Consider the following 17,693-nt stretch of genomic DNA (forward strand, 5'->3'; position numbering starts at 1 on the left):
ACCATTAACATCAGTAGTGCGTGTTAGTGACACCGCGCGACCAAACTTGTCTTTACCTGTCAGCGTAATTGTGATGTTTTCAAGCGCTTTATCTAGTTCAACTGCTTCTAGTTCACCATCTTGTAACGTGTCTAGGAATACGCGACCGGAAATACTGCGCGATTCAGGCTCTAACTGCTCTGTAAAGTCCACTGTTGCTGAGCGTGTATTAGCAGTTAAATCAACTACAACCGTATTGCTTGCCGTTTGCGATTCAGTGCGACTTGCACCTACAACCAAGTAGTCTTTACCGTCTAGGTGATTTGTCAGACCTGACTGTGTCGCTGTCACGCTGTAACCATCTTTGTTTGCTTCGGTTAAATCAGCAAACGTGTACTGACCATTGATATCTGTGATGCGTGTTAGTGACACCGCGCGACCGAACTTGTCTTTACCAGTTAAAGTTACTGTGATGTTTTCAAGTGCTTTATCTAACTCGGCAGCTTCAAGTTCACCATCTTGTAAGGTATCTAGAAATACGCGACCTGAAATCGAATAAGGAATTGTGCCTAGCTGCTCTGTGAAGTCCACCGTTGCTAAACGTGTATTCGCTGTTAAATCAACTACAACCGTATTGCTTGCAGTTTGCGATCCAGTGCGATTTGCACCAACAACCAAGTACTCTTTACCGTCTAGGTGATTTGTCAGACCTGACTGTGTCGCTGTCACGCTGTAACCATCAGCATTCGCTTCTGTTAAGTCTGCAAAAGTGTACTGACCATTGATATCTGTGGTGCGTGTTAGTGACACCGCTCGGCCGAACTTGTCTTTACCAGTTAGGGTTACTGAAATGTTTTCTAACGCTTTATCTAGCTCGGCAGCTTCAAGTTCACCATCTTGTAACGTGTCTAGGAAAACGCGACCGGATACCTGTCTATCACCAATTTTCGGTTTTTCAGTAAATAATACAGTCGGTGTTGAATTTAGTGTCGTGATCACAACTTTATCAACGCTATGATCAGCTACTTCGATGCTATTTAAATAATCTTTACCATCCGCATACTCAGCAACAACAGCTTGCGTTAGCGTGTATTGCGCAGCAACTTTTGCAGGGTGTAACTCAGTAAATTCAACAACACCATTTTGATCTGTTGCTCGGGTAATATTTAACTGCTGACCGAACACGTTTGTGCCAGTAAGCGTTACATTAACACCTTGTAGCCATGTATCTTCGACATTGAAAGTACCATCTTGATTAATATCAAGCAGCACTTTCGCCACGATCTTTTTATTGGTCGGTGGGATCAATTCAGCAAAATACAGATCTTCACGATTTTGTTTACGTGTTAATGTAATTTTCGTGATTTCATCTGTGCTGCGAGACCCTGCCACTTCTGTGCGATTAAAACGCTCAAGGCCATCTACATAGTGTTGCGGTGGTGTTTGTGTCACCTTGTAACCTTCTGAGTTACTAGGTTCAAGACCCGTGAATTCAAATCGACCTGAGGCATTACTCACAACCTGAACATTACTGATTGCTTTACCGCTGATGGTTATACCAGAAAGCGTAAACTGTACGTTTTCTAGTGCCTGCTCTTTGCTTGCTTTTATACCATCATCATTACTGTCGATATAAACGTAACCCGCGATAATGCCTTCTTTAGAAAGCGTTAATTCGGCAAAGTTATATTCAGATAGCGTCTGTCCTGAAGCAAGGTTAACACTCAAGCTGTCACCCGCACTTGGTTGCGCAACAACAGATGAAGCGATACTTTCTGCGCCATCTTCATAATTAGCGACCAAAATATCTTGTGATAGCTGCGTTAATGTATAACCACTGGCATTACTAGGCTGAATATCGCTAAATCTATAAGTGCCATCTGCGTCGGTTGTTTCACGCTTATCAACCGTGGCACCAGTATGATCAGTACCTGTTAATTGGATAACAATATTCTGAATGCCAGCTTCTGCTCCATCAAACATATTGTTTTCATTAGCATCTACAAATACACGACCCGATAAACTCGCAGGCTGCACTTTTAATAATTCAGCAAAATTTCGATTTTCTAACTTAGCTTTATTTGTAACCGTTCCTAACTGGATAACATCTGTGCCGCGCGTATTCTCGATAACAGCACCAGCCTCACTTTCTAAACCATCATTGTATTCGCTTGGTTGAGTTTGTGTCAGACGGTAATTACCGCCAGTAAAGCCATCAATAAGGTAAAAGCCTTGCGCATTGGTTTGAGTAGTTAAAGTCACACTTTTACTGTGTATGTCTGTACCAGTTAAAGTCAGGGTGACATTTTCGATACCGCTGGTTTCTGCAGCCTCTTTAAAGCCATTATCATTTTCATCAACCCAAACATAACCACTTACTGATGCAGCGCCACGCTCTGCAAATGTATGATTTAATGATGAGCTACCTGCTGTAAGGCGAATATTTGAGATTAGATCGCTATTCTCACTGTTCGCTAAAATTTCACCGCTACGGCTATCTTTACCATCTAGGTATTGATTTAAGGCTGATTGGGTAGGTTGCGTCAGTGTATAAGTGCCTGGAGCAAGATCAGTAAAAGAAAACTCACCAGATCCGTTCGTCATTACACTTTTTTGCGTGATACTGCCACCAGCATCTAGGTTACCATTCAATAAGATTTGAATATTTGCTAACCCATTGTCTGTTGTACTCGAAAATACGCCATCATTTTGTAAGTCGAAAAACACCTTACCTGAGATAATGCCTTTGACTACAGGCGTAGTCGCAGAGTTTCGATTATTCGTCTTATTGGTATCAAAGCCTTTTGTTTCAATCCATGCTTCATTCACGACTTGTTCACTACTCGGCATACTATTGAGCTTAACGGGAACACGAATTTCAATTGGCGTTTCATTCATCGCAATCAGATCAATATCACAACGAATAAAGTCAGTTACTTGGCTGCTGCTAGGTGCGGTAGCTCGACTTGCAGTACATACGCCTTTAGAAGTACTGACTGCACCATTTAAGCTCAAGTAAGTTGGCAGATAATCATAAACAACGTTGCCTGCGCTATCACCCGGGCCTGCATTACTTACTTTGATGATATATTCAAACTCACTCCCCACTGCAACTTGAGGCACAGATGCTTCTTTAGTGAGGGATAAGTCTACAGCCACTCGAATAGAGGTTTTCTCAGCTTCGCTATTATTAGCAGATACATTGTCTTTTTCATTTGAGAAAATAGTGGCCAACGTTTCTGCTACTTCACCGGTAGTCGAAGGGCGAGAGATCACTTCAAAAAACATATAGCGGGTATAAATTGCATTATTGCCAGCTGTATTTTCTCGAAGCTCATACTCTTCTAAGCTGCTATCACTGCTATTTTCTGGCCCTTTACAGTTAAACGTTGTTTGCCCTGTGAAACTTTGCCCAGTATTACTACAGCGTGCTTGAGAGACTGAGCAAGTATTATTGGCACCGCTATCACATAAAAATTTAAGGGTTTGATTGACACCCTTAGGGGTCACTTGAAAGTCATACCCTACGCCACTAGCAACAGATGTATTACCATCGTTATCAGTTAAGTATTCTAGGTCAACTTTATAGACCACAATGTTATCAAGAGAGCCTGGAAATCCTCTTGGGCTTGGGTACCAACCTAGCGGATCCTCAATATCATTATTTTCAATTTTTAGGTTTGCTGTACGTGTTTTTACCAGCAACGCCTGAGATTTGCTGTTGTTACTCGATAAATTATCAAACTGCATATTGTCAGCACTGATCACTGATGTCCCATCGAGTCGCCAATCCATTCGATTAGAAGCACTTTTTGGTAAAACTGTCACAACCACTGTTTGCGCCTCATTACTTGCCAACTCTCCGATATTACAAGTCAGCTTATTTACCGCCGAATTAAAACTACACGCATTGCTTTGTCCGCTTCTTGAAAAACGACTACTAACAAAAGTAAATGTATTCGCAGCCGGTTTGGTAAATGTATGAACTAGCTCAACACCTGACGCTTTGCTCGCCCCAAGGTTAGCCAACTCAATGGTCATGATGGCGTTATCACCTGTGCTAACAGGGTTTTGCGCATAGCTCACTTGAGTGACTGCAACATCAAATTTAGCTGCAACATTACTTGCAACTTGGGCCGTATTATTTGCCGTTTCAAGATCTAAATGAGTATTTGATGATACTGAGGCTTCATTGATAACCTGCCCATTAGTCAATACAAATGGACGCGCCACAGTAATTGGGACTTGAACTTGATCATCAACAGCAAACACTTCATTTTTGACTAGATGACATAAGATTTGTGTCTTGGTATTTTCAAAGCTACCAGTCTCCTTGCTTTGACAGCTAAATTGACTACCGCGTGAACTGGTTACTGTGCTAGGAAAGCGAATAGCGGTTGCTTGACTGTCGTATTTCGATTTAAACGTTGCGGTAAAGTCATCCGTTATCAAAACGGCTGCTTTGCCTGTATTGGAACTAATTTTTATATCGTTTCCAGTGATATTTGAACCTGAAAGATTACTCACTGTTAACGTATAATTCAGCTCACTCTCAGCTGCTGACAGTGATGTTTTATCTACTGTTTTTGATATTGCAAGGTCTGCAGTTTGCGAACTTGTTATTGATTTGGTTTTTTGTGCACTAACCTCTGAACCGCCCACATCTTTGGCTGTCGCAATGTTAGTTAATGTGCCTTCAGCCACAGCCCGAGTGGTAATGGTCACCTTGTTGGTTTGAGTACCTGCCTGTAATTTATTACTAAACACACAAGAAACAATGCCACCAGTCCCGTTCGCTAATGGATCTCGATGTGTACACGACCAATTACTACCACTGGCACTGACATACTGTTCCCCGTCTTTAAGCGCATCTTCGAGTGTTAATGAACCTTGTGTTGCACCTTCGCCGTTATTTTTTACTTTAATAATGCTCTCTATCAAAGCGCCTTTAGCGACTAACTTAGTATTCTTAGTATCTTTCGCACGCTTTGTTTTAGAAACACTTAATTTAACAGGGTTTATTGGTTGAAAGCCCCAACCCGTGTATGAAGTTTGGAAGTTATTACCGCCATACCCAACGGAAAAAGTATTTCGAGGAAGCTGATTGTTATAAGGCGCTCTTACCGTTAACACGACACGCGTCTTGGTATAAGCCGCAATAGAACTTGCAGTACAATTCAATGTTGGCGAAGCGATTGAACATAACCAATCACTGGATGTTTGCCATGTACCATTCACATTGCGTTGAGATATAAAGCTAACCGGGATATAACCGTCGCTTAGCGTATCTTGAAGCGCAACATTCGACGCTGCGCCAGCCCCCGTATTCTCAACTTGCAGATAATAGTTGAATGTTTGGCCCATGTAATTCTTATTATTCCAAGCCAAATTAGAGGTCTTTTGTAACACAAGTTTCGCTGCGCTTGAGGCGACATTAAAAGAAACACTGCCTGTTGCAGCATCTCCTGTCTTTGGTGTCACAGTAGCTGTATTAGTAATACTATTCCCAACTGAAACAGCCCTAACCGTTAATTGAACTTGTTTAGTTTGGTCTTTCGCTATTGATGCGACTTTTGGCAAACAAGTTACTTTTTGGCCAGACACAGAACAGTTAAAGTCATCAGAAGTAACGGCTGAACTTAGTGGAGAAATTAAAGCTACTTGGTTTGGTAACGTATCTTCTAAACTGACTAACTCTTTCGTATCTCCACTATTAGTCACAGCAATCTTAAAGGTAAATTGCTCACCACTTACAAAAGAGCTTCTACCCCCATCAATTGTTTTGCTGACACTGAGAGTCTGGGGAATAACAACATTAATCGTGCCATTCGCTGAATTATTACGGCTATTTAGGTCTACAGAGCCGCCATTGCTGTCAGTAGCAACCTTAGCAGTAGAGACATACTGACCTTTAACTTGAGAAGATAATGCACGCACAACCATGACATCGCTGTCATTTATATCTAAAGAAGTTGCACTACAAGAAACTTGTTGCCCACTCCGACTACAACTCCAACCTGTTGCAGGTGTGACACTTTGAAAGGTAACGCCATCTTTCAAAGTAAACGTCAAGATAGGCTTTAATGCTCTGCTTGGTCCTAAATTTCGAACTGTGATTTCATAACTATGAGCCGTATTTGGATCTATGCCCCAATAGCCAGGGATCTTTGTCGCCACAGATACAGCAAGATCTGCATGCTCTTTTAGCCTTGTATTCACTGTTTTACTGTTATTACTGCTATCAAGTTCGGCTGTATCACTTGAAATCGCGGAACTCGCCGTTACTACTCCACTCCCCAGTTGTGTCACACTTGATGCGAAGCTTAGTGAAGCACTCTGCCCAGATGACAAGGCACCTCTAGTACATGTGATCACTTGGTTAGCTCCACTACAGCTCCACCCTGAAGTCTGACTGCTTCCTGAGCTCCACTGTGCAAAGCTCGGTAAAGTATGCTTTAACACCACGTTAGCAGCGTCATTTGGCCCATTATTTTTAACTTGAACACGATATTGGTAAGTTTGATTGAGATATACATCCGATGGATCTGATGTCAATGTTGTGACAGCCAAATCAACACCTGCAACGATTGACGTATTTTGCGTTTCTTCGTTGTTTAGTAATTTAGAGGGATCTTCATTATCTGCAGAAATACGTACGCTAGGTTCAATAGTTAAGCCTGTTGCAGCTGTTGTAATTATGGTTATTTGCAAAGAGCCTGATGTTCGCCCTCGTATGCTTCCCATTTCACACCGTAATTTATTTCGTGATTTTCCCGCGTCAAGGTAGGCTTGCACTTGGCAGCTACTGGTACTCGAGACAAAATTGGTTGTTTCTGGAATGAAGAATTCGACCACAACATTTTCTGCTGTATCTTCTTCGCTGTTAGTAAACTCGATGTTATATCTAACTTCTCCGCCACGAGGTACTGTGGTATCTATGTCTTCAAACGTAGATATTTGAATATCTACTGCCCAAACCGAACTCGCAAAAAGCAAAAGCGGCAATAACATTAACTTTAATAGCTTACTGAACATCCCTAGAACCAAATTTACCTAAATTAAACACAACGAAATTCGAGCGGGAAAGTCTAATGATAAAGGAGGGTGTAATCCAGTGTAATATGCACAAAATTAAAACAATTTCAGTTAATTGTGGAAATAATATGTAGGAGTCGATTTTTATGTAATATTTAGAGGTGAGGAGTTAACTTTAAAAGCAATACTTTTAGGTAAATATGTAATACGCTGTAATATATGTAATTTAGCTATTATTTAACCGAAAAAAGCAGTGGACACTGCTCTATATACTTTCTAAAAAACAGGATATAGCAAAGTTTCTAACCTTAAAAGCCGACTTAATTCCCGATACCTGAAACAAACTTCTGTTGATAATTTTGCAATGCAAGCGCATTTTGTTTTGCGTAATGATGTAAAGCGCGCCAATCAATTACTTGCTTCGCCTTTACGGCCTGATTGGTTTCCTCAAGCGCTTGAGCGAGGGCTTTTAAACCCAACTCAACACATTCTTTTATTAAGGTCTGTAATTTTATTTCAAGCTGATCGATAGCTTGAATATCTGCTAAACCTTGCAGCTGAGCAAACTCGTAATCAAAAGTATCCGCTAAATACATTAATTTCGTATTTAAAAAGTTACTATCAAATTGCTGATTCAAGCGGTGTATTAATGCTTCGTCTAATAACTGCAAAGGGTTTATTTGTGTTGTATGTGCAGTACCTACATGCTCTAACACAGATAACAGCGTCGAGCCTGATACCGGCTTTTCTAAGCAGTAAGCAATACCTTGTTGTAAATATCTTTGTTGTGCTTGCTCATCAGCATCACCTGTCAGTGCTATCACAGTCGGAGCTTGCGCTGGTTCAAGCTGGCTTTGTAAACTTTGCCACCACTCAAGGCCGTGACCATCCGGTAAATGCATATCGAGTAAAATAACATCAAACTGATTATCACCCATGCTCTCACCCGCAGCTTTGAGCGTTCTCACGTACTCACACTGCATCTTGGTATCTTGTAAGTAGTGCTTAAGCACCTCTTGATTCAATAGATTATCTTCAACAATCAGAATGCGGTTGGATGCGAGCTGTGCAGGCGACTTTACGCTACTTTGCTCTACTCTTCGCTCTGGCTCCTCACAACAAGACAGAACTAAATCAAAAGTAAAAACAGTGCCTTTGCTTAGCTCACTTTTCACCGTTAATTCTCCACCTAAGTTCTCTACCAGCTGCTTACTTAAACTCAAGCCAAAGCCCGCACTATTACTAATATTTTGCTCCAATTGGCTACTCGCAAAAGGCTCGAAAATATAATCCAGTGCACTTTTACTTAAGCCTACGCCCGTATCTGAAACTGAGAATCTCACGACTTGCTGAGTGTCGCCCGCTTGCACTTTTTGCTCATGCATACTGACCGATAAAACGACCTCACCATAGTCTGTGTACTTAATCGCATTAGACACAAGATTCTTTAAGATCAGCGGAAGAGATTCTTTGTCTGTTAGAAAGTAAAGCTCACTCAAGCGTTCATCAACACGGAGTTTAAAGTTCAAGTCTTTGTTTTTAGCAAGTGGCAAAAGTAATTCATGCACAGTGTGTGCTTGCTCAGCTAGACTTGTGGGCTTTAATAAAGCTGTGACTTGCTCGCCTTTGGCTTGAAGTAACACTTGATTTGCCAGATCTGAGAGCGAAAGTGCAGCTTCGCTGATCACATCACACAATTGCGCATGCTTTTGCGGTTCACGCGGTATGCGTTTTAACATATCAGCGTGACCCACTATGGCATTCAAAGGCGTTCTGAGTTCATGGCTGAGCATAGTCAAGAAGCGCCCTTTTAATAAACTGGCTTGTTTATTCTTTTGCGCTAAAACAGCCATTTTCTCAAGTTGCTGTGCACCACATAAAAGGCTAAATGCCACACATAAAATAATCGGCAAACATACCGTTGCGGCAATCACTAACACCTGACTGGTATTTAAAGTCATTAATGCTGCTGTCGCAGGCTGCGCATCTAATGTTAATAAATGAATAGATAAAACGGCAAACACACACAAGCATGAAACCAAAAACCCCCAACGCGACAAATTAGTGCGCTGATGTTGGCTAGGCGAGCAAATCATCAATGAACGAATAGACAAGCCCATGGCTATTGATACCAGAGAATAGGAGGCGATATAACGCATTGCTCTGTTTGAATCTATAAAGCTAAACCAGATTGTTAATCCAAAATACACTAAGCCAATCGCAAGCCATAACTTTGGAGAGTGCGCCACTTTAAAGAATTTTTCGGTACCGGAAACAAAAAAGTAGAAGGTCGCAAAGAGACAAATAAGAGCTACAAAAGTAATCGTTTCTGGCTGGTAGCTAATTCCAATTAACAGCAAACAGGTCAGTGCCATCAACTGCATAGAGTACATCCATTGTTTAACGCCATCGGCACTCTGATACATGAACCAATTAAGGGTCATCACACCAGCAGAAATAATCGCCGTTAACGACATTATTGGCATCGCGAAATGTAGCTCTTGCATAATCCACTTATTTTAAACTAGGAAATTAGGATGAGTTTAATATTTAAAAATATGATTTTAAAGCAAATTAATAGAGTAAGTATATTACTCTACATTACAAACATTCAGTCTTTTGCAACAGTCTACATGGCAGGTTAAATTACAGCCAGCCTTTTTGTTTAGCTATTCGGGCCGCATCAACTCGATTTGTTGCGTTTAGTTTCGCAATCGATTCTGACAAATAATTTCTAATTGTGCCTTCACTCAAAAACAATTTCTGTGCAATTTCAGCAGTTTTTAACCCTTCACTCGCAAAACGTAACGCTCTACGCTCTTTTTCAGTGAGAGGATCATTGTCTTCTAACGCACTCATTGCCAGCTCAGGATCAATGACTTTTTGTCCTACCATGACTTTTTTCAGGGTATTGACTAAATACTCACTGGGCGCTTCTTTAAGTACAAACCCTTTCACCCCCATGGCCATGGCACGACGAATATATCCCGCCCTAGAAAAAGTCGTCATAATGACCACTTTACTATTCGGGTACTTTTCTATGACTTGCTCAGCAAGTTCAAGCCCTGTCATATTTGGCATTTCAATATCAGTGAGCACAATGTCGATATCATGCGCTTGAAGCGCATTTAACCCTTCTAATCCATCTTGAGCTTGTGCAATTACTTCTATTTGCACATCTAATCCTAACAAGGCGCTAATGGCCCCTCGTACTAACCCTTGATCTTCGACGACTAATACTTTGATCATGCAACGCGCTCCTTAAACTGAATGTTGATGACCATACCTGAATCTGTACTAATATCACATTGGCCTTGCAGTGTCGCTACTCTGTCTTTGATCCCTTCAACGCCATTACCACACTGATACTTTTTAACGATACCATCGTCTTTAATAAGCACCTCAACAACCCCATTTTGGGAACTTAATTGTAATTTAACATACTTTCCTTTGCTGTGGCGGATTATGTTGGTCACCGCTTCTTTAAAGATAAAACACAAATTAGATTCTTGTTCTGCACTTAACACGACCCGATCAATTGATTGCTCGACAATAAAGCCTGCATCTTGCAAACGTGCGACTAATACATCAATCTGCGCATATAGCCCCACTTGTTTTAAACCAGAAACGGCTTGTCGAACCTCGCTTAATAAGTCTCGGGCTAATTGCGCAACTTGCTCCGATTCTTGTGAAGCTTGTTCATTTGCTCCAGCCGCTGTGAGCTTACTCGCCAACTCTGCTTTTAGCGCAATTGACGATAAAGAATGACCAAGTAAATCATGTAAATCTCGAGCAATACGTTCTCGCTCAGCAATTGCTCCCAACTGCTCAATTTGTTGCTGGTCTTTTGCTTGTTGATCACGATAGAGTCGCTCTCTTTGCTCCATCATGCCAAAAATAAACAACCCAATACTGACAATCGCTGCAGGAGAAACAAAGTACAGTGATTTCACTGGCACAAATAAAAATGCACTAATAAAAATAACCACCAGCAATGCAGCCATCATCATAAAGCTTTGCTTTCTGCGATAATTAAAACCACAGAAAAAGCCAATAAAGCCAAATAAAGAGTGAGTGCCATAGGTCACATAAGTACCCAAACAACAGAGTAACGCCATGGCAGCTAGACTAGGAGTTACTGACTCACCTTTTTTATAAAGAGCAATACCATATAGAAAAACAAAAAATGCATAGATAGCCAGCTGCGCCGTAATATCACCCACTGATAACGACTGCCAATTAGTCAGTAAAGGAAAAAAGAAAAAGCTTGAGAAAAATAGTGGCCCCCAATTCCAAAACTTTTTATTGGGGTGGGCTAATGCCATATTGTGGGATTTGTTCAGCATGTTCATTCCAGTTCCGGTCAGTCTGTTATTGGAGTAGTCTCGAAAACATAATAGGTACTTATACTTACATAGACTAACTGCTATTCATAATTTGTTTAGTGACAAGTGTCATCAATGATAGACTCAAAAAAAAGACAACATCCAACGACCATGCGCTCAGAACAATCTGCACTTATTCAGCTCCATACCGCCGTCCTGCTGTTCGGTGGTACTGCACTATTTTCTAAACTCATTGCCTTATCCGCGCTTGATATTACGGTGTACCGTACAGCCATCGCCTTTATTGCCCTCGTTTGCTTACTCAAGTTTCAAGGCAAAGCCATCGCCCTTAATCACAAAAAAGATTACGGCATCGCCATAATTCTAGGCATTGTGGTTGGCTTACACTGGGTGACTTACTTTGCAGGTATGCAACTAGCAGGCATTGCGACTGGCATTATTGCTTTCTTTACTTACCCGGTGATCACCGTATTCTTAGAACCTTTTTTCAGTAAACAAAAGCTTAAAAGCAAAGATATCATCAGTGCAGTGACGGTTTTATTCGGAATTTACTTGCTCGTACCTGAGGCAAACTTGGGTAATGACGTTACATTAGGAATAGTCACAGGAATTTTCTCTGGGTTGTTATTTGCATTAAGAAACCTGCTGCAAAAGCAATGTTTTTCAAGTTATGGCGGCCCACAGACTATGCTTTATCAAACTATTGTGGCTAGTTTAATGCTGTGTGCTTTCGTTGATGTTGGGCCGACAGACTTACCAGAACAAGATTTTTGGTTGTTACTCTTGGCTGGTATTATTTTTACCGCAGCGCCGCATGCACTATTTGCCAGCAGTTTAAGGTTCTTATCTGCGACAACAGCCGGATTAATTTCTTGTTTACAGCCCTTGTACGGCACAGTATTGGCTTTTATGCTATTGTCAGAGCAGCCCAATATGATGACCTTAATCGGCGGTTTATTGGTTGTTAGTGCTGCTTGTTTTGAAACTTGGTCAATCACAAGGAAAAAAGCCTAATGCAGATTTTTGCGCACCGAGGTGCCAGTGGTAATTATCCAGAGAATACAACTTCAGCCATTACAGCGGCTTTGCAAGCCCAAGTTGATGGCATAGAGCTCGACGTACAAAGTTGCGCCGATGACTTTGTGATCATTCACGATTCTTGGTTAGACCGCACAACGAATGGTCAAGGGCGAGTCGTTGATACGCCATTTTCAGAAATCAGTAAACTTGATGCTGGAGATGGTCAGCAAGTCCTTAATTTGCAACAGGTACTCGAGCTAGTTGGCACACAAACTCAAATCAACCTAGAGCTTAAACACACCTTTGGCCTAGATAAACTGGTTCAAACCCTCGAACTAAATGTGGCTGAGGGCATTATTGAGCGTGAACAGTTGTTGATTTCGTCGTTCGATCACCATCAGCTAAAATGGCTTAAGCAAAATCTACCTTGGGTAAAAATTGGCGCTTTAACCGCCTCTATCCCGCTTAACTACGCTTACTTTGCTGAAAACCTACATGCCTACAGTGTGCATTTAGATAAGAACTTCATTAACCATGAGTTTGTTGCAGATGCCAAGCAAAGAGGTCTAAAGGTGATGGCCTACACGGTCGATAAACAACAAGAAATAGAAGAAATGCAGAACTTAGGCATAGATGGTATTTTTAGTAATTACCCCTGCTACGCAAAAATGATTTTGTCGCGATAATGCAAGAAATCTCGAGTATGTTCTAAAATTAAAAGAAATTGGCAAATCAAGAGCCAAAATATGAGTCTATACATGAGTTTATATAATAAAATTGAACAGAGTTTCTTTTTTACTCTGTCGAGAAAAATTTTCGGCAACTTGAGCTTTTTATTTGCTTTCCAGCTCATCACTTTATTTTGGCTGTATGCTGAATTAACTGAAGATAAACAAGGCACAGGACTATTTTGGTTAATGGCACTTGGCGCTATCGGTGGATTTATCTTCACACTATTTTACATGCGTTTTCTTATCGTGCGTCCAATCAAAGCCATGCGTGATACGTTAGAACAAATAAATAGAGATGATGGCAATCTAGAGGCTAAATTACCGCAGTTTACCTACGATGAATTTCGTGAAGTCAGTGAGCAATATAATCACTTTACCAGTCGCTTAAGTGAACTGCTCAACACCACCTATCATAGTGCTGAAGTCGCAGCTAACTCTAACCAAGAAGTCACTCGTTCTATGCAACAGACTTCTGAATTGGGTGCACAACAAATTTCGAGCAGTGACTCTATCATTGCCGCCAGCGACCAAGTGACCCATAGCTTACAAAGTATTGTGGGTAATACCGATCATGTATATCAAGCCAATACCGAAAGCCTGCACTTTGTGCGAGGCTCATCGCAGTCTTTGTCTACCTTAGTGGGTGAAATTCAGCACATCACGCAATTGCTTGGCAATTTTGCCAATACTGTCGCAGGGCTAAAAGAAAACAGCGACAATATACGCAGCATCCTCAAGATGGTTGAAGAGTTTTCAGACCAAACTAATTTGCTGGCGTTGAATGCTGCTATTGAAGCTGCACGTGCTGGTGAAGCTGGTCGAGGTTTTGCGGTGGTTGCCGATGAGGTTAGAAACCTATCAGTGAAAGTAAACGATGCGACGCGTCAGATCAGCGACTTCATCAACCAAATGGATGTGTTAGTCGGTGAGACACATCAAGAGTCACAACAGTTGATTAGTCATTCAAGCTCGGCTGAGAAAGCCATCAGTGAGACGTCGGGTGGGTTTGCTAGCATGTGTAGTGACTTTGAGCATAACCAAACACAGCTCGAAGCCATCGTCGGTGAAGTGCATCAACTTGAAACGACGCAAAACCACACCCATCAAACGGTACTAAATATTGTTGAACTTGCGCAACAAGCAAAACAGCAAATTGATGCGGCTTCGGAGCAGTGCCAGCAAGCTCAAAAACTCACACAAACGACGCAAGACGAATTACGCCGCTTTGTGAGATAATTAAAGTCAGATGTCACATGTGTTAGGCACGTGTGACATCGAAGGCTATCACCTCTTTAATTGACGACTTATCCGTCGCTAGCATCACTAACCTGTCAATGCCAAGCGCTACACCCGAACATTGTGGCAAACCATGTGCGAGCGCCGCTAAGAAGCGCTCATCTACCGCCACTTCTGACAAGCCCATTTGCACTCTGAACTGGTTATCTTGAGCAAAACGCGCTGCTTGCTCTTTGCTATCCGTGAGTTCATTAAAGCCATTGGCCAATTCCATGCCTTTAAAATACAACTCAAAGCGCCCTGCTACGCGAGTGTCATCAGGATTTAATTGCGCCAATGCCGCTTGCGAGGCAGGAAAGTGATACACAAAACAAGGTGCTTCAATGCCGATTTTAGGCTCGACTTCCATGCAAAATAGCAATTGTAAAAGCGTGTCTTTGTGAGTTTCGTTTGCGGCAATATCGCCATAGCCTTTTTCTGTGGCAAGTTGCTGCAGCTCTCTCACTGTTGCTTCAAGTGGGTCTAAACCTAATACATCAATAAAGACTTGTTGATAACTCACAGAGGTGGCTTTTTTACAGTTCAATATAAGCTGCATCAGCGCATCAATCTCGTTCATTAAATCAAATTCGTCAAACCCTGGGCGATACCATTCCAACATAGTAAATTCAGGGTTGTGATGACGACCCGATTCTTCGTTACGAAATGCTTTAGCTAATTGATAAATGGCGCCACTGCCCGCGGCAAGCAAGCGTTTCATAGCAAACTCAGGAGAGGTTTGCATGTACAAAGGCAGCCCTTCGGCATTGCCAGGGCCCACAAACTCAGTCGCAAAAGTCGCTAAATGAACATCTGTCACACTGGCAGCCGATAAGCTTGGTGTTTCTACTTCCATCACATCACGCTCGGCAAAAAACTGACGGATCTTCGCGATAATTACCGCACGCTGTTTGAGTGTTTGAATATCCGCACTCGGTGCCCAGTTAATTTCAGACATACTATCTAACTCTTTCAAAAATTTATTTTAACCATAAAAAATCCCAGCCTTAGCTGGGATTTTTTGGTCTCAGAAATAACTGAATGTTACTTCACACGACCTACGTATTCACCGCTACGCGTATCTACTTTCACTACTTCGCCGATTTGAACGAATAGTGGCACACGTACTACAGCACCTGTAGTGAGTGTTGCAGGCTTACCACCAGTTCCCGCTGTGTCACCTTTAAGACCTGGGTCAGTATCAGTGATCTCTAGCTCTACGAAGTTTGGTGGTGTTACCGCGATTGGGTTACCGTTCCAAAGTGTAATTGTACATACGTCGTTTTCAACTAACCATTTTACGTTGTCGCCCATTGCTTTTTCGTCAGCAGCGATCTGCTCAAATGTGTCGTTGTTCATGAAATGCCAGAACTCACCGTCTGTGTATAGGTAAGCTAGCTCAGTTTCCATTACGTCAGCACCTTCTACTGAATCACCAGACTTGAAAGTCTTCTCAAGTACTTTACCTGAGATCAATTTACGGATCTTAACGCGGTTGAACGCTTGGCCTTTACCCGGCTTAACCATTTCATTTTCTAAGATGGTGCACGGCTCGCCATCGATCATAATTTTTAGGCCGCCCTTGAACTCGTTGGTGCTATAATTCGCCATCGGTATCCTCTAATCTTCTTTTATCGAGTAATAAACCTGCTAATGATACAAACAAATGAAGTAAATTTGCATAGTAACTGGCAAAAAGAATTGGCAAATGTGGTCACTTGCCCAAAAACGTTAGTAAAAATGCTTGGCATCAACAGTCATTTCAGTGAAAAAGACCTAGAAGCGCGTCGTTTATTCCCGATGCGTGTGCCACTGCCGTTTATAAAGAAGATGCGTTTTGGCGATCCCAATGACCCATTATTACTTCAGGTGCTACCTCAGCACCAAGAATTTATTACTCAAATCGGCTACAACAAAGATCCTTTAGAAGAACAACAAAGTGCCATACCGGGCTTATTGCATAAATATCGCTCTCGCGTGCTAGTGATGTTTAAAACCGGCTGCGCGGTGAACTGTCGATACTGCTTTAGGCGTCACTTCCCGTATCAAGATAACCAGGTAAATAAGCAAGCTTTGCTCGAAGTGGTTGAGTACTTAAAAAATCACACGAATGTGAATGAGGTTATTTTAAGTGGCGGCGATCCTTTAATGGCCAAAGACAATGCCATTAGTTGGTTTTTAGAACAATTAGAGCAACTACCACAAATTAAACGCCTGCGTATTCATAGCCGTTTACCTGTGGTGATCCCTGCACGTATTACGTCTGAGTTATGCGAGCGCTTTAAAGCGAGCCCACTAAAAATCATCTTTGTGAATCATATTAATCACGCCAATGAAATTGACGATGACTTTGAAAGTGCCATGCAAATGCTAAAACAAGCGAATGTCACGTTACTTAATCAAGCGGTTTTATTAAAAGGGATTAACGACACAGTAGAAGCTCAGGTTGCGCTAAGTGAAAAGCTATTTGAAGTGGATATCTTACCCTACTACCTACACTTACTAGACAAAGTGGAAGGTGCCAGTCATTTTGATATGTCTGAAGAAGCAGCGCTTACTTTGATGGCGGGTATGCTAGCTGAACTACCTGGCTTTTTAGTACCCAAGTTAGTAAGAGAAATCGGCGGCAAAACAAGTAAGACACCGATTGATTTACAACTTGGCTAACATTACACGTAAATATTGACGTGATTACCTAATGTCGCAGTCGTTGTTGATTGTGCCGGACTCTGTGCTGCGGAGCCTGTGCTTGCAGCGTCAATCAGAGCAAGTGCTGCTTTACCTTCAACCTGTTGCTGTTTTTTGGCTAAAGCAGCACTAACTACTTGCCCACCTTCTCCAGCATCAGACATTACAGGTAAAGAACCTCCTGAAATATTCATAAGCATATACCTGACTTTTTAGTTGAATCCTCGTACACTATCGGCCGATTTACCGACAACTTTAGGAAAAACATGCAAGCTGTTATTGAAAAACTCAATGAAAATCTAAAAGTCGTTTACCGTCAGGCACTTGATGCAGATAAAAAATTAGATGAATTACAGCAACAAGGGCATGGAAAATTCACCGCACTATTCGATAAAAATTCGGGCTTTGATTTTGAAGCAAAACGCTTCAAGCCTTATGTGCTAGATACAGCCGCTGACGTTGAAGCGCTAAGCAAAATGGAAAATTTAGACGAAGAGAAATTAAAAGCCGTGGTGTTTAAAATCCAAAACTTACTGCAATTGCTGGCTACATTTAAATAAGTCGTGCTAATCTTTTCTCATAGTTACAAAAAAGCTGTCTTACGACAGCTTTTTTGATT

12 protein-coding genes are annotated in these 17,693 nt (G+C 41.7%); 5 read left to right on the forward strand and 7 right to left on the reverse strand.

From position 1 onward, the window contains the following. From C1E24_RS11030 to C1E24_RS11045, 4 genes are all read right to left on the reverse strand, one after another. On the reverse strand, positions 1–7,014 hold a 7,014-nt coding region (locus C1E24_RS11030; protein WP_138481419.1), incomplete at its 3' end, for an SdrD B-like domain-containing protein. 320 nt (positions 7,015–7,334) lie between these two features. Further along, positions 7,335–9,521, reverse strand: coding sequence for an ATP-binding protein (locus C1E24_RS11035; RefSeq protein WP_138481421.1), 2,187 nt, complete (start codon positions 9,519–9,521; stop codon positions 7,335–7,337). Positions 9,522–9,660: 139 nt separating this feature from the next. Next, positions 9,661–10,263 (reverse strand): response regulator transcription factor, encoded by a 603-nt coding sequence (locus C1E24_RS11040; RefSeq protein WP_138481423.1) that lies wholly within the window; start codon positions 10,261–10,263, stop codon positions 9,661–9,663. Continuing rightward, positions 10,260–11,360, reverse strand: a complete 1,101-nt coding sequence (locus tag C1E24_RS11045) for a sensor histidine kinase (RefSeq protein ID WP_171040873.1) — start codon at positions 11,358–11,360, stop codon at positions 10,260–10,262. Before C1E24_RS11045 ends, C1E24_RS11040 begins: the two co-directional genes overlap by 4 nt. A gap of 150 nt (positions 11,361–11,510) precedes the next feature. Between C1E24_RS11045 and C1E24_RS11050 the strand changes: the two genes are divergently transcribed. From C1E24_RS11050 to C1E24_RS11060, 3 genes are all read left to right on the forward strand, one after another. Then, positions 11,511–12,374 (forward strand): DMT family transporter, encoded by an 864-nt coding sequence (locus C1E24_RS11050; RefSeq protein WP_138481684.1) that lies wholly within the window; start codon positions 11,511–11,513, stop codon positions 12,372–12,374. Further along, complete coding sequence (locus tag C1E24_RS11055; protein ID WP_138481427.1) at positions 12,374–13,066, forward strand: glycerophosphodiester phosphodiesterase; 693 nt, start codon at positions 12,374–12,376, stop codon at positions 13,064–13,066. Before C1E24_RS11050 ends, C1E24_RS11055 begins: the two co-directional genes overlap by 1 nt. Positions 13,067–13,138: 72 nt before the next feature. Next, entirely contained in the window at positions 13,139–14,347 is a 1,209-nt protein-coding gene (locus C1E24_RS11060) for a methyl-accepting chemotaxis protein (protein ID WP_138481429.1), read from the forward strand. A 22-nt stretch (positions 14,348–14,369) separates the two neighbouring features. Here the strand turns inward: C1E24_RS11060 and epmA are convergent, their stop codons facing one another. Together epmA and efp are read right to left on the reverse strand one after the other, a co-directional pair. Further along, positions 14,370–15,344 carry an elongation factor P--(R)-beta-lysine ligase gene (gene epmA, locus C1E24_RS11065; RefSeq protein ID WP_138481431.1) on the reverse strand — a complete coding sequence of 325 codons (975 nt, stop codon included), beginning with the start codon at positions 15,342–15,344 and terminating at the stop codon, positions 14,370–14,372. An 86-nt stretch (positions 15,345–15,430) separates the two neighbouring features. Beyond that, positions 15,431–15,997: an elongation factor P gene (gene efp, locus C1E24_RS11070; protein WP_058028675.1), complete on the reverse strand. Its 567-nt coding sequence runs from the start codon at positions 15,995–15,997 to the stop codon at positions 15,431–15,433. 42 nt (positions 15,998–16,039) lie between these two features. Here efp and epmB point away from each other — a divergent pair, with 42 nt between their 5' ends. Beyond that, positions 16,040–17,053 carry an EF-P beta-lysylation protein EpmB gene (epmB, locus tag C1E24_RS11075; protein ID WP_138481433.1) on the forward strand — a complete coding sequence of 338 codons (1,014 nt, stop codon included), beginning with the start codon at positions 16,040–16,042 and terminating at the stop codon, positions 17,051–17,053. A 2-nt stretch (positions 17,054–17,055) separates the two neighbouring features. Here the strand turns inward: epmB and C1E24_RS11080 are convergent, their stop codons facing one another. After that, entirely contained in the window at positions 17,056–17,268 is a 213-nt protein-coding gene (locus tag C1E24_RS11080) for a hypothetical protein (protein WP_138481435.1), read from the reverse strand. A gap of 72 nt (positions 17,269–17,340) precedes the next feature. Here C1E24_RS11080 and C1E24_RS11085 point away from each other — a divergent pair, with 72 nt between their 5' ends. Beyond that, entirely contained in the window at positions 17,341–17,634 is a 294-nt protein-coding gene (locus C1E24_RS11085) for a prephenate dehydrogenase (RefSeq protein ID WP_138481437.1), read from the forward strand. Positions 17,635–17,693: the final 59 nt, after the last annotated feature.

This window comes from Pseudoalteromonas phenolica (assembly GCF_005876835.1).
In the GTDB taxonomy this organism is placed as follows: domain Bacteria; phylum Pseudomonadota; class Gammaproteobacteria; order Enterobacterales; family Alteromonadaceae; genus Pseudoalteromonas; species Pseudoalteromonas phenolica_B.